Source organism: Chryseobacterium panacisoli, assembly GCF_008274625.1.
GTDB classification, from domain to species: domain Bacteria; phylum Bacteroidota; class Bacteroidia; order Flavobacteriales; family Weeksellaceae; genus Chryseobacterium; species Chryseobacterium panacisoli.
The window spans coordinates 168,084-188,656 of sequence record NZ_VTRU01000004.1; the positions used below are offsets into that span (position 1 = coordinate 168,084).

Sequence of the window (20,573 nt, forward strand, 5' to 3'; positions counted from 1 at the left end):
AATAAGCATTATGAAAAGTTTATATTATTATTTATCGGCACTTGTTATTGCAACATTTCTGGTTGTTTCATGTAAAACACAAAACGCACAAAAAGCGACTACTGATATTACTGGAAAAACATGGAAGTTGACAGAGCTTAACGGGAAACCGATTGAACTTAAAAACCCCAAAAACAATCCTCATTTCAAACTTAATATGGATGGAATGAGATATGAAGGCCACGCCGGATGTAACGGATTTGGAGGAACTTTTGAGATCAAACCTGAAATCATGAGAATAAAATTCAATCAGGGAATGTCTACCATGATGGCTTGTGAAGATCTGGATATTGAAAACCAGTTTACAAAAGCAGTCCTTGCTGCGGATAACTACTCTGTAAATGGAAATACACTTACTTTAAACAAGGCAAGAATGGCTCCTTTAGCTAAATTTGTTCTTCAGTAATTGAATTTATTACAATAAAAAATAAAAGACACCTTATAAACAAGGTGTCTTTTTATTTGTATAGCCTACTCTTTTTTATTGTACATTATATAGCAAATCAGAAGACTTATATTCACCAGAACAGCAAACGAATTTGATAAAATAATAGGCAGTTCGTCTTTTGCAAAACCATACCATACCCACAGTGACAGCCCTGAAATAAGGACCAGAAGCATGAGCAAAGAAATATCTTCTACATTCTTTTCTCTGATCACCTTTACAAGCTGCGGAATCATCGAAACAGAAGTAAGAAAACCGGCAATGATACCTAATATATTTTCATCCATATATTCTACAGTTTTGAATCTCTACACTAAGATATGCTATTGAAACCTCTTTGAAGAAACTTCTTCATGCAAAGGAATATCATTTTCAATAAAATTGAACAAGTCGCGTGAAAAATAGCATCCATTCAGAATACCACGAGCACCCATTCCATTAAAAACATACAGGTTATTCAAGGTTTCGTGTCTTCCGATAATTGGCCTTCTGTCTTTTACAGTAGGACGGAAGCCAAAATGTACTTCTTTCACTTCAAAATCATAGGGATAAAATTCAGAAAGTCCATTGATCAATTGAGTGACCGCTGAGTCATCAATATGATGATGAAGCTGATCTCTATCGTAAGTTCCACCATAAAAATAAAGTCCGTTTCCGGTTGGAAATAAGAAATGTTTCTTTTTAATGGTAATGTCTTCCGGAATCGGCTGGGAAAGTTTTACTTTTATATGATGCCCTTTGTTGGGAATCACTGCTGTTTCTGAAAAGTATGGGTTATCTTTCACTCCCATTCCTTCACAGAAAATAATATTTTTGAAAGAAAAATCTTTATAAACCGATTCAGAAGGGTTCAATTTGGTATAATCGAATCTTTCTTTTACTAAATGATCATTTTTTTCCAAATAATTGAATAAACCACTGAAAAAACCATTAACGTTGAGTCTGGCAGACTGATTCACCTTTCCCGTCTGAAAATCGTTTTTTACCCCATTTAAACGATCAAATTTTTTATCAAGAAAAGCTGATAATTCTTCATTCCCTGATTTTTTCAACCAAAGATTCTGTTCATTCTCATCATGAAAAATTCTGTGAATGGGAGCATTGATCAGATAGTTTTCTCCGGTATAAGATTCTATTTCTTTCAGACTAGTTTTAAGGAAGTCTATTTGTTCCTGTGCTTTCCAGAATGTCGTAAACTTTTTAAGAACAACCGGATTAATAATCCCGGCTGAAATCTGTGAAGCACTTTTTCTTCCTTCAGAAAAGATCACAAAGGATTTATTGTTTTTAATTAGCTGATGAGCCAGAAAAAGCCCCGCATATCCGTCTCCTACAACAATATAATCTACATTTTTCATATGAGAAATTTCATTTATTTAAAGGTTATATATATTCGTCAACATTGATTATTGATTAGTAATAAACAAAGGGTGACTTCAATAAAAAAAACCTGAGTAAAAATACTCAGGTTTTCTATAAATATCAAGTGAAATCTAGTAATTCCACATATCATTTTCCATGTCAAGAATCTGCGATTTGATTCTATCGCTTTCTTCCAGCTGTTCATCAGCATTTTTAGGAATATAGTCTTTGATGGTACCATCTCCTAAGCCGCTTGAAGACTTATAGATAATAGAAGAGAATCTTCTTGCATTGATGATATCATCAAAAGATAGGTCTGCAGAAGAATTTTTTCTATTGAAAACATAATTGTTGGCTAAAATATCACGAGCACTTGGATAATAGATCCAGAATAGGTCGATCAATTCATCAGCACCAGCCAAAGGCTGACCGTCTGGACCAATTCTTCCGACGGATGTAGGATCTGGTCCCATAGCAGCGATACCAAGAGGTCTGTATTTCATTTGACCATCTCTTTTATCGATAAACCACATACCCATCACTTTAAGAACTTTTACTTTATCAGTAGTTGTTCTGATGATATCTGTTAATCTTTTTTTCTCGTCTTCTGTAAGTGTTCTTCCAGAGTTAAGAATATCGATCGCTTCTTCGTCAAGTCTTATACTTTCCAATCTTTTCTGAATAGCTTCAGGTGAAAGTCTTGTCACAAAGTTTTCGTCGTCATAAACTTCCTTAATGTCTCCTTTAAGAGCCCCATCAAGTAATAATTGATATAAAGATCTTGTAGAGCTTGCAAGAAGACCATCCGGATTGTCATAATAGAATGGCTGGTTGATCTTATCATTCATATCAATGATTTCCCAAACAAACATACTTTTGTAAATATCTTTGTCATCAACGAAACCATATTCAAGAGGCTTTACTTTATTGCTGATAACAGTATCCCCTGCTTTTCTCATAGATTCAGATCTCATTTGTCTAAATTCTTCGGGAGAAGCAGCATTCAGAATAGTCTGGGAAAATGCGAATCCCGAAACTAAAACTAAAAGGGTGCTAATATATTTTTTCATAATATGATTTTACAAATTAACCTTATTGTACATTAATAATTACAGGTGAAATTTCCTTAAGTCTCTGGTTACCCAATCCTGTAGCCGTAGCCTGAATATCATAGATCTGAACTACATCACCAGGTCTAAGGTTTCTAAGCATTCCTTCTGCTCCTGATAGTGAACTACCTTGAATCAGAGTACCTGCTTTTCCTGGAAGCTTGATAATGAAGCTATTTACAGTGAATGAAACAGGGAAGTCAAAGTCAGGTAAAGTTGCTGATACAATCTGGTTAGGTATAGAACCTGCCGGCATGAAGTTTACAGCCTTACCTCTGATCTGACCCTGAGGTCTAGGAATATTCTTAATTCTGTACTCAAATACCTGAGAAACTGTCTTACCATATGGATCTGTTCCTGATAATGTTAACTTAACTACATTTCCTGTAGTAGGAGTTACATCCCATTTACCAGGACCTTTACCTTTCACAGTAGCTCCTGCAGCAGATAATGAAAGTTTAGAATTGTCAGCACCTAAGATTGATCCTGAAACAGGGTTCTCAAGTCCTCTATACATTACATTCATTTTATCAGCAGAAAGTAATAATCCTTTTTCAAGTTTTACTTCTCTAGGTCCTGCGATTACATTATAAGTATGCGTCCATGGGAAACTTTGTGGCTTACCTGAAGCATCTGTCAATGTAATAGTACCACCTAATTTATGCTCACCAATTCCAGAACCTGAAATCTGTGTAATACCTTTACCATTTTCTACTCTGCTTACACCAGAGATGCTGATCTTATTGCTGTTAGAATAAGTACCTAACATTACTTTTACTTCAGCCTGTTTTCCTGCCTGGATATCAACCGGACCTGAAACAATAGGCTCATAGCTTGAGAATTTAATATTCGCATCTACTTTTTCCTGAAGTAATAGTGCCAATGCATCAGACTGAACGTTTCTGGCATCATTTTGGATAATTTCCAAATTAGATATTGCAGCGATTAGCGGCTGATGATAAAATTTATTCTGGAACCAAGTCTTTTCATTTGGAGATGTACCTTTCGGGTATTCCGCAATAAGAGACTTGTTAGCTCTTGCCACTAAATCCTGTAACTGGGCATTGCTTCCAAAAGTAGAATTGATATAGTTTCTCACATCATCAATTTTAGCTTTAAGATCTAACGCATTCTTTGATGGAGTATTTTCATCTCCTTCTTTGAAGAAATATTCAGTAGTTGCTTCGTTGTTGTTAAGTGCAGCAAAGTTTTCACTTACGTCAATATCTTTTCCGTCCTTATCTTTATCGTGAAACTCAGATTGTTTTTTCAACAAATCTTTAACATCCTGAGCAGATTTCACCAACGCATCAATTTTGGTTTTCAATACTTTGTACTGAGCCCAAGGCTGTGCATAGGTATCCGGAACTTGCTGAGCCTTAGCTTCCAACGTTCTTTCAAAGATCTTCTCGTTCTTTTTTTCTGTTAAAGTTCTGGTTTCATTCAATGCTCTTGTAGAGTCATAGTATGATCTGATGATTTCTGCATCAATATTTAGGGCCATCATCGCGATGAACACCAAATACATCAGGTTGATCATCTTCTGACGAGGGGTCTGTTTTCCTTGTGCCATTCTCTTTTCTTTGTTTTTTTGATTAAGTAGTTAAATTTAGAAATGGTTAGGAATTAAGACTTCATAGCAGTTAACATACCACCATAAACTCTATTTAAGTTATTAAGATTAGAAGTTAAACCTTGTAGCTCTTGATTGAATTTCTCAGATTGCTCTGCAGATTTCTGCATATCTGCTACATATTTGTTAGCAAATTCTGATTGTTTTTTACCGCTTTCAAGTTGCATTGCATAAAGAGCATTCATGCTTTCCATATGCTGAGCAGCTTTATTTAATTGGTCATTATATTTATGAGTAGAAGCAGATACGTCAACAGTTTGGTTGATCTGATCAACAGAGTTTGAAAATTTATCAATTCCTGTTCTTAATCTTTCAAATAATTGAACATCTAATCTAGCATCCTCAAGCATTTTGTCCAATTTGGTAGAAAGAGAATTTTCTAATTCAGCAAATTGAGCTGCAGCATTGTTATTTCTAGAAGATACATTAGAATGTAATGGATTTGGGTTAGCATGCTTATCTAATAATTCAGGATAAACATTTTCCCAAGCATAAGACTCTTCAGATTTCGGAGGGTCAAATGCAAAAATGATAAAGATAATCGCCTCAGTAATAAGTCCCACGGTAAGAGCGATGTTACCGTTAATTGGTCCCAAGGTAATGTGAGTAATTTTAAGCCAAGCTCCAAGAATTACAATTGCAGCACCGAATGAATAAAAGAAATTCATCCAAGCATCTTTAGTCTTAAACATATTGAGTTAGTTTTTTTAATGTTAAATAAAATTGTTATTGAAAAATTGTCTGATTAATTTCTGTTAACTCTTCTTGGCTTAACAGCTGCTTCAGGAATATCCTGTACAGTTCTAAATCCGATATAGCTTCTTGCGGAATCTTTTCTTTCCCAATCTCTAGCACCTGTCATTAGTGCATATCCTATATCTTTCCAAGATCCACCTCTTACAGATTTCTTCGTATCCTTTTTATCTTTAGTAGAAGGATTTAATGTAGAAGTGAATCCAGCTGATGAATTGTTAAACGAAGATAATGTCCATTCAGAAACGTTTCCAGCCATATCAAATAACCCAAACCCATTTTTCTTAAATTTCTTAACTGGAGCTGTATATGTATAAGTACCTTTTTTCTCATCTTCCATGTAGTTACCTCTCTTCGGTTTGAAGTTGGCAAGGTAACAGCCTCTGTCATCCATTAAATATGGACCTCCCCAAGGGTAAGTAGCGTTTTGCATTCCACCTCTTGCAGCATATTCCCATTCTGTCTCTGTTGGAAGACGGAACACTAATGGTTTTTGTTTTTTTCTTTTTAAACTTTCGTTGTAATCAGATTTCAATTTAGATCTGAAGTTACAATAAGCCCTTGCCTGATCCCAGGTAACCCCAACAACAGGATAGTCTTTGTAAGCCTTGTGCCAGAAGTACTGTTCAAACAATGGCTCATTGTAAGCAAAGTGGAAATCTTTTACCCAAACTGTAGTATCAGGATAGATCGCGATACTTTCGCTTTTCAGGTAATTAGCTCCTCTTTCGTTATCTGCAACAGCAGCATCCATATCTCCCCAACGGTAAGTATACTTAAGCTTGCTTACATCTAAAATTCTTTCGTTTCCAATTCTGGAAGAAGAAGGCAGATACAGAGATTCTAGAACTTCTGCGTATTCTACATCCGGATATTTTGTTGTGCTCCAGTGCAAAGGGATTTTCCAATCTAATCTTTTGCTGGCATCATAACTTCCGTCTTCCCGGCCACCCTGGCCCTCCATATATTCTTGATAAGGTGTTAAATTTTCTTCTTTTTTAGCAAGATATGCGTAATCTCCTATTGCAGCTCCTTTACGTCCGCCTTCATCACCACCTTCTCCGGCAGCTTCAGCAAGTAAAGTTCTCGCAATAGAGTCTCTTACATAGTTGATAAATACTCTGTACTCCGAGTTGGTAGTTTCTGCTTCATCCATGAAGAAAGAAGAAACAGTAACTGTCTTCAATGCTGCTTTTTCAGGAGTATTTGTTGGATCCTGGTCTGCTAAACCAGCAACAAATGAACCTGCAGGAATTGCGACCATTCCGTATGGTCTTTCCGCAACAAATGATTTAGTTTTTTCTCTTGGTATCAATTCTCCTTTTGTTCCTGGCTTCCCTACAGAAGAGCTGCCACCACCTGAACAAGATACCGATGCTACCGACGCAGACAATAATAAAAGAAATATCCTTTTCATGTTAATTTTTATAATTAAGCCGTAAATATATAATTTTTTTAAGAAACTTTTAAGATTTTTTTTGAAATAACGGAAGAAATCTAAATTTATTTTATTTACAACAACTTTTTATTCCACGGTAACAGATTTTGCAAGGTTTCTCGGTTGATCTACGTTTGCCCCTCTATATACTGCAATGTAATAAGCAAGCAGTTGCAGAGGTACGGAAGCAACGATTGGTGAGAAACATTCTGAAGTTTCAGGGATTTCAATAACATAATCTGCCATTTCACTCACCTGACGGTCTCCTTTATTCACTACAGCGATAATTTTACCTTTTCTCGCTTTAATCTCCTGAACATTACTTACAATTTTATCATAGTGTCCTTTTTTAGGTGCTATAATTACAATTGGCATGTTTTCATCGATCAGGGCAATGGGACCGTGCTTCATTTCTGCAGCCGGGTATCCTTCTGCATGGATGTAAGAAATTTCTTTTAATTTTAATGCTCCCTCAAGGGCAGCCGGATAATTGTATCCTCTTCCTAAATAAAGGAAATTGGTAGCTTTCACAAAGTCTTTTGCAATATTTTGCGTCAGCTCGTGGGTCGTATTCAGCACTTCTTCAATTTTCTTAGGAATGGCATCAAGCTCAGCAATTAAGCTCATAAATTCAGCGTTTCCTAAGTTTCCGTTGTGTTTTCCTAATTTAAATGCAATTAAAGTAAGAATAGTAAGCTGCGCTGTAAATGCTTTCGTAGAAGCAACCCCAATTTCAGGACCGGCATGTGTATACGAACCGGCATCTGTAATTCTTGCAATTGAAGAATCTACAACATTACATATACCATATATAAATGCTCCTTTTTCTTTTGCCAGTTTTAAAGCAGCCATCGTATCGGCTGTCTCTCCGGACTGAGAAATTGCGATCACCACATCTTTATCAGTAATGATTGGATTTCTATATCTGAATTCTGATGCATATTCTACTTCAACAGGAATTCTTGCATATTCTTCTATCAGATATTCTCCGATAAGACCTGCATGCCATGACGTTCCACAAGCAATAATGATAATTCTGTTGGCATTTTTGAATCTCTCCACATGATCCCAGATACCAGCCATTTTGATCACTCCTTCATCTAAAAGAAGTCTTCCTCTCATGGTATCGTGTACAGATTTAGGCTGTTCAAAGATTTCTTTAAGCATGAAATGCTCATATCCACCTTTCTCAATCTGCTCCAGGCTTAATTTAAGCTCCTGAATTTCCGGCTCAATTTTAGAGTTTTCATTGATGGTTCTGATATCTACTCCATTTTCAAGAGAGATTGTTGCCATATGTCCTTCTTCAAGGTAAATAGCTTCCTTTGTAAATTCTACGAAAGGAGAAGCATCAGATGCAATAAAATATTCTTTGTCTCCGATTCCGATTGCCAGAGGAGAACCTAATCTTCCTACTACCAATACTCCCGGATAATCTTCATGAAGTACAGTGATTGCATACGCTCCATATACTTCATTCAACGCATATCTTACTGCAGTCGGGAAATCAGTCTCAGGATTAATATCCATAAAATACTGGAAAAGGTTTACCAATACTTCCGTATCAGTTTCTGATTTGAAAGTAAAGCCTTTTTCCGTAAGCATTTTTTTTATGGTATCATAGTTTTCAATAATACCATTATGTACAACTGCTATTTTTCCGTTGTTTGACAAGTGCGGATGGGAGTTTCTGTCGCTTGGAACTCCGTGGGTTGCCCAACGGGTATGCCCCATTCCAATTTTAGACTTCCCTTTTAATTCTTTCGAAATATTCACCAAATCCTCAACTTTACCTTTTGTTTTTTCTACTTCCAGTTTGTTGTCTGGACTTTCTAAAACAATTCCGGCACTGTCATACCCTCTATATTCTAATCTTCTAAGACCATTAATTACAATTTCGTAAGCGTCTTGAAAACCTGTATATCCTACTATTCCGCACATATTATATTTTGTCTAGTGTATTTTGTATTTATTGTATCTATTTTTTTGTACCATAAGTCACCATCAGCTGGATTCTCTTAGGATTGGCATTCGTTTTATCTATACCTGTCAGAATAATTCTGTTCATATCAAATGCTCTTGTTGTATTACGAACTCCTAAAAGGGTTCCTGTAGCATTTGTTGCAAATGTTCCTGCACTGATTAATAATGGTAAATTTTTGATTAAATTCCCATCACTGTCTTTTGCTTCTTCAACAAGATCCTTGATTGTTTTTGTTACTATAATATCATAGTAATCCTTATCCTTATTATAATTATATAAACCAAGTCCTGTTGATAAATCTGATGTATAAGCTAACTTTGAGAAATCAATAGTACCATTAGTATTTAAAGTATTGTTTAAAAGTGTAAACTTGCGATCTTCTGTTGAGTTGGTATTCTTCCAGCTTAAAGGATCTACATATACTCTTATCTTAGCACTTAAAATACCTGCTTTCTTTTCAACATAGATCTTCCTAAGGTCTGCAATTGTCTCATCCTTAATTTTCATTACTACAGAAGGACCACCCATTCCCTGAATATAAAGTTTTTCATCACCTTCGTTAGAGTTGCTTGCCGCTAAAGCATTAGCGACAGGAGTTCCGGCGTTGTTGTATTCATATAGTCCGATATGAGCATTAGAACCTCCTAAGTTGAAAACAAGATTTGTTTGTGGTCTTGTTGTTGTTCCGTTATCTGTTTTGTCATATTTGTAATACATGATAAGCTGCAGATCATTAGGAGAGAACTGATAAAGATATTTATCAGTTTCATCAACAGAAATTTTTATTCCTTTAAAATATCTGATAAAGTTAGAAGCATCCTGAAGTTCAGGTTTTCCTTTTTTGTCAAGGATATGAGTCTGGAAAAAGTTTGTATTGCTCAATTTCATTCTGAAACCAAGATTTCCTGTAAATACAACTGAATTATCAGATTTTTTAGTAATAGATATAGAATTAATGTTACCGTCAAACACTCCTGATCCTAACAATTCGCCAGTGCTTATTGATTTATTGGAACGTTTAAAAGTATCATCATTTGAATCTAAGAACGTAGTAACTTCATGTACATTGATCTTCATTGATTTTGAAACTCCTCCCCCAATTTTACCGTATTTACGAACAGGATAAGTTTTCTTCTCAATTGAAACGGCTGTAGCCACTCCATCTACTGGAAAATCACTTTTCTCAAATGTATTTGTTTTTAATGAATCGCTTTCAAAGAAATAGGTATTCGCTGTAGTATTCGCAGGTGGTCTTACTACAAGAACAACAGAGTCTACTTTTGGATTAGCTCCGTTAAAATCATAATTATCTACCGGCATTCTCAGCTGAGTAACGTAAGATGCTCTCTGCATTCCAAACTGACTTTCAGTAAAAGCTCCAAGAACACCAACATATGAAGCTGTACCGGATTCATTCACCCCGCTGATTAATCTGGCAGCATCACTTCTGATTGAATCGTTATTGTTGTAATTGTATGCGATAACTGGATATGAAATTTCATTACCTTGTGCTGCATCATCATTGAACAACTGCTCCCCAAGAGAATCCGGATCCGGTTCACAGTTATAAAGGATTGTACTTCCGAAAATCGCCAATAAAAGCATGGCGAAGGTCCTTTTAAGATTATGAGTCATTAAAAATGTGTTTTTAATAAAGTTGATTTATAGAATCTATGTCAAGATATTCCGACTTCTCAGTAGCGGTTTCATTGAAAGCCTTATCCAGGTCTTCATCCAGAAACTCGTCGCCTTTCACAACAGCATTTACATAGTTCATACTTTCGATAACAAAACTTTTAATTGTTGGGTTATCTAACGCTTTTAATCCCGAAATATTATCAAACTGTAGTTTTTCGTCGATCTTTTTATCCAGATCCGCATCTTTCTCATTATACAGAGAAAGTACGATTTTTGCGTCTTTGAAATAAGTATCTGATTCGTAGTAAGTTTTAAGATAAATTGGAACAAAAGAAGCCATCCATCCATTCAAATGGATTACATCCGGTACCCAATTTAACTTTTTAATGGTTTCAATCACTCCTCTGGCAAAGAAAATAGCTCTTTCGTCATTGTCTTCGAAAGGATTTCCTTCATCGTCAAAATAATATTGTTTTCTTTTGAAATATTCTTCGTTGTCAATAAAGTAAACCTGAAGTCTTTCCCCCGGAAGAGACGCTACTTTAATGATCAGAGGCTGGTCCAGGTCATTGATAATAATATTCATTCCTGAAAGACGGATCACCTCATGAAGCTGGAATTTCCTCTCACTTATTTGTCCAAATCTTGGCATAAAAACTCTTACATCATTGCCTTCTTGGTGCATCTTAAGTGCCATTTTGTTTACCACTGCAGCCATATTGGTATCTTCCTGATATGGATACATCTCTGTAGTAATGTACAGTATTTTTTGATTCGGCATAAACTTTCTATCTAATTTTTGTAAAAATGCTTTAATGTGCAAAATTACAAAAAAACATCCAACATTATTTTAATTAACATTTTTTTACGAAAATTCCCTTTTCCAAATTATTAAAAGTGCATATTATTATACGATATTTTTAGTATTTTTGAAATAGCATTAAAATAAACTATGGAAGTTATAAAAAACAGGAAAGTCCTTCAGGATTTTATTGAAAGACAGAAAGAAATGGGGAAAAGAATTGGCTTTGCACCTACTATGGGCGCTTTACATAAAGGCCATCTTTCTCTGTATGAAGAGGCAAGAAAAGAAAATGACCTTGTTATTTCTTCAATTTTTGTAAATCCAACCCAGTTCAATAATTCTGAAGATCTTGAAAAATACCCAAGGGATGTTAACAGAGACATTCTTATTCTTCAAACTTCAGGTCTTGTAGATGCCGTTTACATTCCTGAGGTAGCAGATATCTACCCTGAAAAAACTGAAAGCCAGCGCTATGATTTTGATGGATTGGAAAATGAGATGGAAGGAAAATCCAGACCGGGACATTTTGATGGTGTAGGAACTGTTGTAGAAGAGCTTTTCAGACAGATACAGCCTGACAATGCTTATTTTGGAGAAAAGGACTTCCAGCAGCTTGCTATTATTAAAAAGATGGTAGATAAAAAACATCTTCCCGTTAAAATATCAGGAGTTCCAATCTATAGAGCAGAAAACGGATTGGCATTAAGCTCAAGAAACCAGAGACTTCATGAAGACCGAAAAGAAGCTTCTAAAGTCATTTATGAGACCTTAAATAAAGTAAATGACTGGTTCAGAACCGTTACAATACCGGAAATAAAGGAAAGGGTAACAGATATTTTCGACAACCAGCAGGGGATGAAGCTGGAATACTTCCTGATTGCTGATGAAAACACTCTGCAGGAAACAGATTTCTTCTATAAGGACAGAAAATTCAGGGCCTTTATTGTAGTAGTGGTAGATGGTGTAAGACTAATTGACAATATGCACTTAGATTAATACTAAAAGAACATATATTTTTATAAAATATAGACTCTGATGGCAACGTCAGAGTTTTTATGTAATAAAAACCAATCAGTCCAATCATATGCTGTTATTGTCAGACTGAATGCAAAAATCAAAGGCCTCCTGAAGGAAGCCTTTGAAACACCAAATCACAAAATATTAATATGAAAAAAATTTACTTTTCAGTAAACTTGTGACCCGGCTGGGATTCGAACCCAGGACCCATACATTAAAAGTGTATTGCTCTACCAGCTGAGCTACCGAGTCGGCCACAATTAAAATGAAATAAATTTCAATATTAATTATAAATTTTTCTTTGCAGTGCCTGCGACTGGACTCGAACCAGCACATCCTTAGGAAACCACCCCCTCAAGATGGCGTGTCTACCAATTTCACCACGCAGGCAATAAAATTACGAAATCCAGTAATTTTTATTGCTTGTGACCCGGCTGGGATTCGAACCCAGGACCCATACATTAAAAGTGTATTGCTCTACCAGCTGAGCTACCGAGTCGGTCACTTACTTATCAAGTTTTCATTTAAGTAATGTCCCTTGTTTTAAGTGGTGCAAAGATATGACTTTTTTCTTTATCTCAAAACTTTTTCGCAAATTTGTTTAAAAAAAATTCATGGTAATTTCATTGATCGGATACATGGGGAGTGGCAAATCTCACATTTCCAAAATATTAAGCGAAAAAATCGATTTTAAATTGATTGATCTCGATAAAGAGATTTCCAGAAGAAATAAATTAACCATTCCGGAAATTTTTGAGAAGAAGGGCGAAATTTACTTTAGAAAGCTGGAAAGAGAGGCCCTGGAAGAGATATTGGCTTCGGAAGAAAATGTAGTTTTAAGTCTTGGCGGAGGAACTCCTGTTTATTACAATAATATGGAGATCATTAATCATAATTCCAAAAGTGTCTTTTTAAGAAGTTCTGTAGGAACATTGGTTGAAAGACTTTCAAAACAGAAAGAAAAAAGACCTCTGATTGCCAATATATCTGATGAAGACCTCCCGGAATTCATCGCTAAACATTTATTTGAAAGAAATCAGTTTTACAGTAAAGCACAATTCACTGTAGGTACAGATTCCAGAGAACCGGAAGACATTGTCAACGAAATAATAGAAAAGCTCTATCTCTAGAGCTTTTACTTTTATATTAATCTGCGTTTTCCTCTTCATTATCTGTCTCCCCAAAGAAATCATCCCAGTCTGTGAAGTCTGAAGCAATGTCATTACCTACATAATCGTCCATTTCCCTTCTGTCTTTCTTTGTAGGTCTTCCCTCTCCTTTGTTTCTGTAATAGTCTTGTGACATCTTGCGAAGTTTCAACAGTTCATATTGTTCTTTATCGGTCACATCCTGGATATGGAGGGGCACCAATTTAGCACCTATTCTGCTTTTAGGAATCTGAATTACCTTTATTTTATAATCAATCTGATTCTTACGGATTTTAATAGTATCCCCTTCTTTTACCTCTTTAGATGACTTTACGGCAGACGTTCCTATAGAAACTCTATTCTTTTTAATCTCCTCTGTTGCAATACTTCTCGTCTTATAAAAACGAATGCTCCATAAAAATTTATCTATTCTCATAATTTTTTATACTTTTGCCGTTATATTATTTGTAAAGTAATTAAAGTTTTTTGAAATGAAAAAAATATTTTTATATATCCTTGCAGGATCTTTGTGTTTTTCTGCTTGTAAGAAAGATGATGAAACGTCACCCTATGTAGAACCGGAAGATATTGCTACGCAAAACACGTATGATGATCAAGCCATTAAGAAGTTCATGGATGAAAACTATCTTGATACACAAGGGAATATAAAAGCATTCAGCACTACAGATACTATAGATGATAACGAAAAGAAACTATCTGAGCTATCCCCAATAACCCTTCCTTCCGGAACAATTTATATCATGAGAAGCGGAGCCCAGCCTTCACCGGCTGCTGGAAAAACCATTGAAAGTACAGATATCATCAAAATTATGGGAAGAGTTTACTCTTATCTGGCCGTTAATTCTGACGGAAATACTTCATTTCAGGCAAAAGCTGCATTTTTAAATACCATTGATGGAACGGGTATACCTGTTATTGATCCCATGTTTTATTACACAAAGAAATCAATACTAGAGTCCGGTACAACTGATGCGGCAAAAAAGGCAAGTTATTATCAAATCCCTGGTTTCAGAGAAGCTTTACAGAAGTTCAAAGCATTTGATAATCTTTCCAATGAAGCACCTTATAATTTACAGGGAGTAATTATTGTTCCTTCCAGAGCTGCTTTTGCAAGAAACCCTCATTATCCGTACTTAAATACTTCTTACAGAAATAAATCTTTTGTATTCAACTTTCAGATTTATGGAAGAGAGGACAGACCAAATGGTGAGAAACAAGATTAAGAAATAATAAAATTAATAATAAACAGCCCTCCAATAATTATTGAAGGGCTGTTTATTTATCAGTATTATGATCTTGCCTTCTGTTTTACATTTCCCAAAATATCCGGGAAATAAAGGTCGGCCAGGTGGTCAAATTCATCTCCTCTCATAAACATGGTAGCATCTACTTCTTCATAAGAACTTCTTCCAGCAGCAGCAATCAGTTCATTGCAGGTATGAAGGGTGTTTTTATGGAAATGATATACTCTTTCTGCCTTATCCGTTACATCAAGTCCTTTGATAAGCATTTTATCTTGTGTAGCAACTCCCGTAGGACAGTTGTTTGTGTTACATCTTAGTGCCTGAATACATCCCAGAGAGAACATAAATCCTCTTGCATTGTTACACATATCAGCCCCCATCGAAATAGCTCTAAGAATATCTAAACTCGTAAGAACCTTACCACTTGCTATCACTCTTAATTTGTTTCTTAAGTTATAATTATTAAGCGTTCTGTTCACAAATATCAAGGCCGGTTCTAATGGCATCCCCACTCCATCTGAGAATTCCGGTGGTGCAGCTCCTGTTCCTCCTTCAGCTCCGTCTATGGTAATAAAGTCCGGATAAATTTTCAGAACATTCATTTGAACGCAGATATCTTCAAATTCTTTGGTATCTCCTATACAAAGCTTAAATCCAATGGGTTTTCCGCCTGAAAGCTCTCTTAGTTGCTGTACAAACCTCAACAGTCCTGCTGCATCAGAGAATGATGTATGTGATGGTGGCGAAATAACGGTCATTCCCGGTGTTACGTGACGGATCGCTGCAATTTCCGGAGTATTTTTTACGCCTGGAAGGACTCCTCCATGTCCTGGTTTTGCCCCTTGTGATAATTTAATCTCTACCATTTTCACATTAGGGAGTGTAGCATATTTTTCAAAAAGCTCCGGATTGAACTTTCCTTCTTCATCACGGCATCCAAAGTATCCTGTTCCGATCTGCCAGCATAAGTCACCTCCTTCCATATGGTGAGGTGAAATTCCTCCTTCTCCTGTATTGTGATAAAAGTTTCCTTTTTTGGCCCCTCTGTTCAGGGAAATCTGAGCCCTGTCACTCAATGCTCCAAAACTCATGGCTGAGATATTAAATAACGAGGCGTGGTAAGGCTGTGTACATTGCTCTCCTCCTACCCATACTCTCGGAAGTTCTTCTGATGGTGATTTTGCATAAATAGAATGCTTGATCCCTTCATATTTTCTGTGATTAACTTCCAGCTGTGTACCGAAAGCCACGGTATCACTTAAATTTTTCGCACGTCTATATACTGCAGAACGCTGATTTCTTGGAAACGGTTTCCCGTCTGTCTCCCTCTCAATAAAGTATTGCTGCATTTCTGGTGAAATACTCTCAAAAAAATACCTGAAGTACCCCAATACAGGAAAGTTCCTCAAAATAGCATGCTTTGACTGGTAAGCATTGTATACACCTAATGCATAAATTGCGGATAACAGTGTTGGTATCCAATAATGCGCTCTGATCAGCAGTGCTATAATCCATATAGCAACTACTAATACAATTCCCCAAGATAAAAACTTATCTCTCATGAATGTAGTATTTAAAGTTTAAAAATAAATTTAGTGGAAATTTTGCAAAGAGCCTATGCTTTTGCTAAAAAATTTTGGTAGGAAGATTGCACTGAAACCGTGCCATCTGACAGGATTTTTTCTAAATTCAGAAATTCGATTTTGTTTACTGATGCGGGGTCAAAGTCTTTCTGAACCCTCACATAGTTTTCTGTAAAGCCAAACATTTTCCCGTCTTTATTTTCGTGCTCCCAAAGAACAGGAAGCGATTTTCCAAGTTGTGTCTGATAAAATGCCATTTTCTTCTTTTCAGATAAAATTCTAAGCATTTTATTACGTTTTTTTCTTTCAGCTACCGGAACAACACCTTCCATTGCAGCGGCTTCCGTATTTTCTCTTTCAGAATAGGTAAATACATGAAGATAAGTAATAGGAAGTTCATTAAGGAAATTATAGGTTTCCATAAATTTCTCCTCTGTTTCTCCCGGAAATCCTACAATAACATCTACACCAATAGCCGCATCTGGCATTACCTCGCGGATCTTGTTGACTCTGTCATTGTATAGTTTTGTCAGGTAACGGCGCTTCATCTTTTTCAGGAGATCATCGCTTCCGGACTGTAACGGGATATGAAAATGCGGAACAAAACTTTTACTTTTAGAAACCAGTTCAATGCTTTCATCTTTCAAAAGATTGGGCTCAATAGAAGATATACGGATTCTTTCAATCCCTTCTACTTTATCCAGTTCTGAAATAAGATCAAGGAAAGTATGCTCGTGTCTTTTATTTCCGAATTCTCCTTTACCATAATCACCAATATTCACCCCTGTCAGAACAATTTCTTTGATGTCTTTTGCCGCAATTTCTGTGGCATTTCTGAGAACATTTTCAATAGTATCGGAACGTGAAATTCCTCTGGCTAACGGAATCGTACAGTATGTACATTTATAGTCACAGCCATCCTGCACTTTCAGGAAAGCTCTGGTTCTGTCTCCAATGGAATAACTTCCGATAAAGAAGTCTGTTTCTTCAATTTCACATGAGTGAACGACTCCTTCACTTTCAGATTTCTCTAAATCATCAAGGTAGCTCAGAATATTGAATTTTTCTTTTGCTCCTAAAACAAGGTCTACCCCTTCAATTTGTGAAATTTCTTCAGGTTTCAACTGTGCATAGCATCCAACAATAACCACCAGTCCTTCCGGATTGGCTTTCATTGCTCTTTTAACGTGCATTTTGCACTCACGGTCAGCATTTTCTGTCACAGAACATGTATTGATAACATACACATTCGCTTTATCATCAAAACTTACCTTATCATAACCTGCATCTGTTAATTGACGGGCAATAGTAGATGTTTCTGCAAAGTTTAATTTGCAGCCAAGTGTATGAAACGCGGCAGTTCTATGAAAAGTAGACATTTGTTACTCCTGAATTTTATGGGTGCAAAGATAGTAATTTTAATAAGAATCCAAGATTGATTCAATCTATTGTTTATATTCATCCCTTACTTCAGGGCTGTTTTGAAAGCAGACGGGTGATGAATTGGCAGCCGGTTCATTGTTTAAAAACTTAGTTTTCATTTCTGCATTAAATTCCTGAGAACGGTTTCTGGCGATAGACAGTGTATTCCAATCTTCATTTTTTATCATTTTAGCGATATAAACAATCTGGCCGATATGATAAGGATAGTGAGCCAGCTGGCGGAGAACAGCATCAATGACAGGATGAGCTTCCCCTCTTATATAAGTTGTTGAATACATATTACCATCATTTATCTTTTCAAGGGCATCAAAAAAACATTCCCAGCCTTTTTCCCAAAAGTCCAGCACCTGTTCTTTAGTAGTAAATGTATTGACAAATTCTCCATCACGGTTACGCCATGATTTTTCTCCATCTTCTGTCAGAAAATTAGTCCATCTGGAAAGCATATTCCCTGCAATATGTTTCACAATGACGGCAATAGAATTGCTCTCATCATTATACTGCCAAAACATCTGCTCATCAGTAAGCTGGCCAAATGTTTTATCTCCCAGGGATTTATAATATTCAAAACGTTTTACAAACAGGTCTTTCATACTTTCTATTTTGATAACTAATTTAAAAACTTTTAAAAACAAAAACCACTTCAACGAAGTGGTTTTTTCTATGTATTATATTTTTCTGTTATTCCCTGTTTTTCACCAATACCCAACCTGTAAATTTGATTGCGGTATTATTTTTATCATTTTCATTCCATGTAATAGAATACCAATAAGTTCCGGTAGGTACTCTTCTTCCGCCCTGTGTACCATCCCATTTATAGCCATTTGATTTATCTGCCTGGAAGATTTTGTTTCCATAGCGGTCAAAAATATTCATGATCAGGTTTTGTTTGCTGCCTAATGCTGAATAATCAATCACATCATTCACACCATCAGCATTCGGGGTAATTACGTTAACCAAATTTGGGACAACCACTCCTATTTCTATCGGATCGCAATCGTAAGCATCTTTTACATATACTTTATGATCTCCTCTCAAAAGATTATTAAAAACATTGGAATCCTGCCAAGTGATATTGTCTATTGAATATTTATATGCCGGATTTCCTCCTGTTACAGATACGGTAATGGTATTATTAGAAATATCAATTCCGGAAACAACCGGCTGTTCGGAAGGAAGTACTTTTACTGTCTGCATAGCAATACATTCTCCGGTTTTAAGTTTTACCCAATATACTCCGATTCCTGCTTTGATCGTTTGGGTAGTGGCTCCTGTACTCCATTCGTAGCTTTTGAATCCTGCGCCCGCGTCCAGTGTGGCCTGATCTTCTGCACAAATGGTTACATCTTTAAGCGTAGCAGAATATACCGGCTCAATAACCACTAAGGTAATTCTGGCCACAGCATAACATCCCTGACCGTTGGAAACTCTTACATATACAAATCCATTAGGAGCAATATAATTAGTAGCATTCAGAATCTCATTAGTCTGATTGACAGCATCCGTCATTGAAGGATAGTATTTTTTTGTAGGGTTCGTCTGCCCCGTTACCGAAGCATTGACAAGATTGAAAGATGCCGTGGATGGATTGCCCTCTATGAAACATGATCTTAATGTCACTTCATTCACAACCACTACCGGATAAAACTTCAGTGTGATCTGCGCGACTGCAGTACAGCCAAATTCAGAGATGACTTTTACATAAACAACCCCTTCTGCAGATACAAATGCCATAGGAGTAGTAATCTCATTCATACCGGCATTGAGATCCGCCATCGTATGATAGTACTTTTTAGTGACATTCGGATTTCCAATAACATCTGCTGTGGTTAAATCAAATAAAGCTGTACCTGCATTATTATTGTTACATTCGGTTAATGTTACATTTTTAACTGTAATAGAACCGTCTTTGAATTTAAATGTTCCAACCTGTTTACATTTATTAAGCGGATTAGAGGCATTGGTTGGATCGGTATAATTGATACTGTAATAGTAAACAGTAGTTGTATTTACTGTGATTGGAGCAGTAATAGGGTTATTCCCTGTTAAAGCATCATTCTGACTCAGATGATAACTTACATTAAAGTTTTGATTTCCATTAAGAATTCCTGCAGATAATGTAGAAAAATCAAACAAAGCTGTACTTGAGCATATAACCACTTCTCTTGGATCGGCAGGATTGGCTGCCGGAATTCCAGGAGGATTAAACGGCTGCGTCTGGATATTAGGATCTGTAAAAGGTGAAGCCAGTGTGGCGGTTCCACCCCATGTCAAAGAAAACGGAGCGGTTGTAGAACTGGTGCTGCTTACCCAGTTGTCAATAAACAAATAATAGGTTTGCCCTGGTAAAACATCCATGTATCTGCAATAAGGAGTCAGGGAACCTCCGGCAGCACTTAAAAGAGTGCTTGTCATATTTAATCCTGTAGCCGGACCGGGCCCGATAACAGTTGCAGCATTACAACGTATTGGAGATCCCAAGCTTCCACAGTTCACATTAGGACCAAAAATGGCCCAGTCATAATCGGCATCCGGATTATTCGGAACCAGATCAAAAGTAAGGGTACCTCCGGTAGCAATCGTAATTTTATACCAAATGGAATTGTGCTCTCCGGTAAAATCTATACAGCTTCCCGAGTTGACCAATTCTTTTATATTACCATATCCTGTAGGACTGTAAGTAATATTTGAGTTTCCGCAGACGGACAATGCGGTAGCACAATCTGCCTGAGAATAATAAGTATGAGAGATGCACAGAAGTATGAAAAGTAAAAGTTTTCTCATAGATTACATGTTTTTATGGTTCATTAGTTATACATCGTACTGATATTCAACGTACACCAAATATACCCATATTTTAATTACAAACAATAAAATCCAGATAATTTTAAACTATTTTAAATTAAAGCAC

General features: G+C 36.2%; 18 protein-coding genes and 3 tRNA genes. 4 read left to right on the forward strand and 17 right to left on the reverse strand.

Translation table 11 applies throughout. The features are described from left to right. The first annotated feature begins 10 nt into the window (after positions 1-10). Positions 11-445, forward strand: a complete 435-nt coding sequence (locus FW781_RS16385) for an META domain-containing protein (protein ID WP_047377863.1) — start codon at positions 11-13, stop codon at positions 443-445. Positions 446-510: 65 nt separating this feature from the next. Here the strand turns inward: FW781_RS16385 and FW781_RS16390 are convergent, their stop codons facing one another. From FW781_RS16390 to FW781_RS16430, 9 genes are all read right to left on the reverse strand, one after another. Further along, a complete protein-coding gene (locus FW781_RS16390; protein ID WP_149388411.1) occupies positions 511-771 on the reverse strand; it encodes a SemiSWEET transporter in 261 nt (86 codons plus the stop codon). Positions 772-807: 36 nt separating this feature from the next. Continuing rightward, a complete protein-coding gene (locus FW781_RS16395; RefSeq protein WP_149388412.1) occupies positions 808-1,842 on the reverse strand; it encodes an NAD(P)/FAD-dependent oxidoreductase in 1,035 nt (344 codons plus the stop codon). Positions 1,843-1,977: 135 nt separating this feature from the next. Then, complete coding sequence (porN, locus tag FW781_RS16400; protein WP_149388413.1) at positions 1,978-2,916, reverse strand: type IX secretion system ring subunit PorN/GldN; 939 nt, start codon at positions 2,914-2,916, stop codon at positions 1,978-1,980. A gap of 22 nt (positions 2,917-2,938) precedes the next feature. Continuing rightward, the gene (gene porM / locus FW781_RS16405) at positions 2,939-4,528 is read right to left on the reverse strand and encodes a type IX secretion system motor protein PorM/GldM (RefSeq protein WP_149388414.1); all 1,590 of its coding nucleotides are present in this window, start codon (positions 4,526-4,528) and stop codon (positions 2,939-2,941) included. 53 nt (positions 4,529-4,581) lie between these two features. Beyond that, positions 4,582-5,280 carry a type IX secretion system motor protein PorL/GldL gene (gene porL, locus FW781_RS16410; RefSeq protein ID WP_047377858.1) on the reverse strand — a complete coding sequence of 233 codons (699 nt, stop codon included), beginning with the start codon at positions 5,278-5,280 and terminating at the stop codon, positions 4,582-4,584. A 53-nt stretch (positions 5,281-5,333) separates the two neighbouring features. Next, entirely contained in the window at positions 5,334-6,758 is a 1,425-nt protein-coding gene (porK, locus tag FW781_RS16415) for a T9SS ring complex lipoprotein PorK/GldK (protein ID WP_047382406.1), read from the reverse strand. A 108-nt stretch (positions 6,759-6,866) separates the two neighbouring features. Next, positions 6,867-8,720: a glutamine--fructose-6-phosphate transaminase (isomerizing) gene (gene glmS / locus FW781_RS16420; protein WP_149388415.1), complete on the reverse strand. Its 1,854-nt coding sequence runs from the start codon at positions 8,718-8,720 to the stop codon at positions 6,867-6,869. Positions 8,721-8,757: 37 nt separating this feature from the next. Beyond that, positions 8,758-10,398: a DUF4270 family protein gene (locus FW781_RS16425; protein WP_149388416.1), complete on the reverse strand. Its 1,641-nt coding sequence runs from the start codon at positions 10,396-10,398 to the stop codon at positions 8,758-8,760. Positions 10,399-10,411: 13 nt separating this feature from the next. After that, positions 10,412-11,182 (reverse strand): glycogen/starch synthase, encoded by a 771-nt coding sequence (locus FW781_RS16430; RefSeq protein WP_149388417.1) that lies wholly within the window; start codon positions 11,180-11,182, stop codon positions 10,412-10,414. Between the two features lie 171 nt (positions 11,183-11,353). Here FW781_RS16430 and panC point away from each other — a divergent pair, with 171 nt between their 5' ends. Next, positions 11,354-12,202: a pantoate--beta-alanine ligase gene (gene panC / locus FW781_RS16435; protein WP_047382399.1), complete on the forward strand. Its 849-nt coding sequence runs from the start codon at positions 11,354-11,356 to the stop codon at positions 12,200-12,202. Between the two features lie 200 nt (positions 12,203-12,402). On the opposite strand, the gene FW781_RS16440 is transcribed toward panC, so the two are convergent. The 3 genes from FW781_RS16440 to FW781_RS16450 all read right to left on the reverse strand — a co-directional run bounded on the left by FW781_RS16440 (position 12,403) and on the right by FW781_RS16450 (position 12,722). Further along, positions 12,403-12,475, reverse strand: a tRNA-Lys gene (locus FW781_RS16440). A gap of 55 nt (positions 12,476-12,530) precedes the next feature. Beyond that, positions 12,531-12,613: transfer RNA gene (locus tag FW781_RS16445), tRNA-Leu, on the reverse strand. 36 nt (positions 12,614-12,649) lie between these two features. Then, a tRNA-Lys gene (locus tag FW781_RS16450) sits at positions 12,650-12,722 on the reverse strand. 115 nt (positions 12,723-12,837) lie between these two features. Here FW781_RS16450 and FW781_RS16455 point away from each other — a divergent pair. Continuing rightward, positions 12,838-13,353 (forward strand): shikimate kinase, encoded by a 516-nt coding sequence (locus FW781_RS16455; RefSeq protein ID WP_047377852.1) that lies wholly within the window; start codon positions 12,838-12,840, stop codon positions 13,351-13,353. Between the two features lie 16 nt (positions 13,354-13,369). Here FW781_RS16455 and FW781_RS16460 read toward each other — a convergent pair whose 3' ends face one another. Continuing rightward, complete coding sequence (locus FW781_RS16460) at positions 13,370-13,807, reverse strand: RNA-binding S4 domain-containing protein (protein WP_149388418.1); 438 nt, start codon at positions 13,805-13,807, stop codon at positions 13,370-13,372. A gap of 55 nt (positions 13,808-13,862) precedes the next feature. Here FW781_RS16460 and FW781_RS16465 point away from each other — a divergent pair, with 55 nt between their 5' ends. Beyond that, positions 13,863-14,615, forward strand: a complete 753-nt coding sequence (locus tag FW781_RS16465; protein WP_149388419.1) for a hypothetical protein — start codon at positions 13,863-13,865, stop codon at positions 14,613-14,615. Between the two features lie 65 nt (positions 14,616-14,680). On the opposite strand, the gene FW781_RS16470 is transcribed toward FW781_RS16465, so the two are convergent. The 4 genes from FW781_RS16470 to FW781_RS16485 all read right to left on the reverse strand — a co-directional run bounded on the left by FW781_RS16470 (position 14,681) and on the right by FW781_RS16485 (position 20,446). Then, a complete protein-coding gene (locus FW781_RS16470) occupies positions 14,681-16,198 on the reverse strand; it encodes an FMN-binding glutamate synthase family protein (RefSeq protein ID WP_149388420.1) in 1,518 nt (505 codons plus the stop codon). 53 nt (positions 16,199-16,251) lie between these two features. After that, positions 16,252-17,598, reverse strand: coding sequence for a tRNA (N(6)-L-threonylcarbamoyladenosine(37)-C(2))-methylthiotransferase MtaB (gene mtaB, locus FW781_RS16475; protein WP_149388421.1), 1,347 nt, complete (start codon positions 17,596-17,598; stop codon positions 16,252-16,254). A gap of 66 nt (positions 17,599-17,664) precedes the next feature. After that, positions 17,665-18,255, reverse strand: coding sequence for a DUF1572 family protein (locus FW781_RS16480; protein WP_149388422.1), 591 nt, complete (start codon positions 18,253-18,255; stop codon positions 17,665-17,667). An 88-nt stretch (positions 18,256-18,343) separates the two neighbouring features. Further along, positions 18,344-20,446 carry a T9SS type B sorting domain-containing protein gene (locus tag FW781_RS16485; RefSeq protein WP_149388423.1) on the reverse strand — a complete coding sequence of 701 codons (2,103 nt, stop codon included), beginning with the start codon at positions 20,444-20,446 and terminating at the stop codon, positions 18,344-18,346. Positions 20,447-20,573: the final 127 nt, after the last annotated feature.

Excerpts from the sequence above, each read along its gene's own strand:
- FW781_RS16385 (WP_047377863.1), top strand. The coding sequence starts at position 11 with ATGAAAAGTTTATATTATTATTTATCGGCACTTGTTATTGCAACATTT.
- FW781_RS16390 (WP_149388411.1), bottom strand. The coding sequence starts at position 771 with ATGGATGAAAATATATTAGGTATCATTGCCGGTTTTCTTACTTCTGTT.
- FW781_RS16395 (WP_149388412.1), bottom strand. The coding sequence starts at position 1,842 with ATGAAAAATGTAGATTATATTGTTGTAGGAGACGGATATGCGGGGCTT.
- porN (WP_149388413.1), bottom strand. The coding sequence starts at position 2,916 with ATGAAAAAATATATTAGCACCCTTTTAGTTTTAGTTTCGGGATTCGCA.
- porM (WP_149388414.1), bottom strand. The coding sequence starts at position 4,528 with ATGGCACAAGGAAAACAGACCCCTCGTCAGAAGATGATCAACCTGATG.
- porL (WP_047377858.1), bottom strand. The coding sequence starts at position 5,280 with ATGTTTAAGACTAAAGATGCTTGGATGAATTTCTTTTATTCATTCGGT.
- porK (WP_047382406.1), bottom strand. The coding sequence starts at position 6,758 with ATGAAAAGGATATTTCTTTTATTATTGTCTGCGTCGGTAGCATCGGTA.
- glmS (WP_149388415.1), bottom strand. The coding sequence starts at position 8,720 with ATGTGCGGAATAGTAGGATATACAGGTTTTCAAGACGCTTACGAAATT.
- FW781_RS16425 (WP_149388416.1), bottom strand. The coding sequence starts at position 10,398 with ATGACTCATAATCTTAAAAGGACCTTCGCCATGCTTTTATTGGCGATT.
- FW781_RS16430 (WP_149388417.1), bottom strand. The coding sequence starts at position 11,182 with ATGCCGAATCAAAAAATACTGTACATTACTACAGAGATGTATCCATAT.
- panC (WP_047382399.1), top strand. The coding sequence starts at position 11,354 with ATGGAAGTTATAAAAAACAGGAAAGTCCTTCAGGATTTTATTGAAAGA.
- FW781_RS16455 (WP_047377852.1), top strand. The coding sequence starts at position 12,838 with ATGGTAATTTCATTGATCGGATACATGGGGAGTGGCAAATCTCACATT.
- FW781_RS16460 (WP_149388418.1), bottom strand. The coding sequence starts at position 13,807 with ATGAGAATAGATAAATTTTTATGGAGCATTCGTTTTTATAAGACGAGA.
- FW781_RS16465 (WP_149388419.1), top strand. The coding sequence starts at position 13,863 with ATGAAAAAAATATTTTTATATATCCTTGCAGGATCTTTGTGTTTTTCT.
- FW781_RS16470 (WP_149388420.1), bottom strand. The coding sequence starts at position 16,198 with ATGAGAGATAAGTTTTTATCTTGGGGAATTGTATTAGTAGTTGCTATA.
- mtaB (WP_149388421.1), bottom strand. The coding sequence starts at position 17,598 with ATGTCTACTTTTCATAGAACTGCCGCGTTTCATACACTTGGCTGCAAA.
- FW781_RS16480 (WP_149388422.1), bottom strand. The coding sequence starts at position 18,255 with ATGAAAGACCTGTTTGTAAAACGTTTTGAATATTATAAATCCCTGGGA.
- FW781_RS16485 (WP_149388423.1), bottom strand. The coding sequence starts at position 20,446 with ATGAGAAAACTTTTACTTTTCATACTTCTGTGCATCTCTCATACTTAT.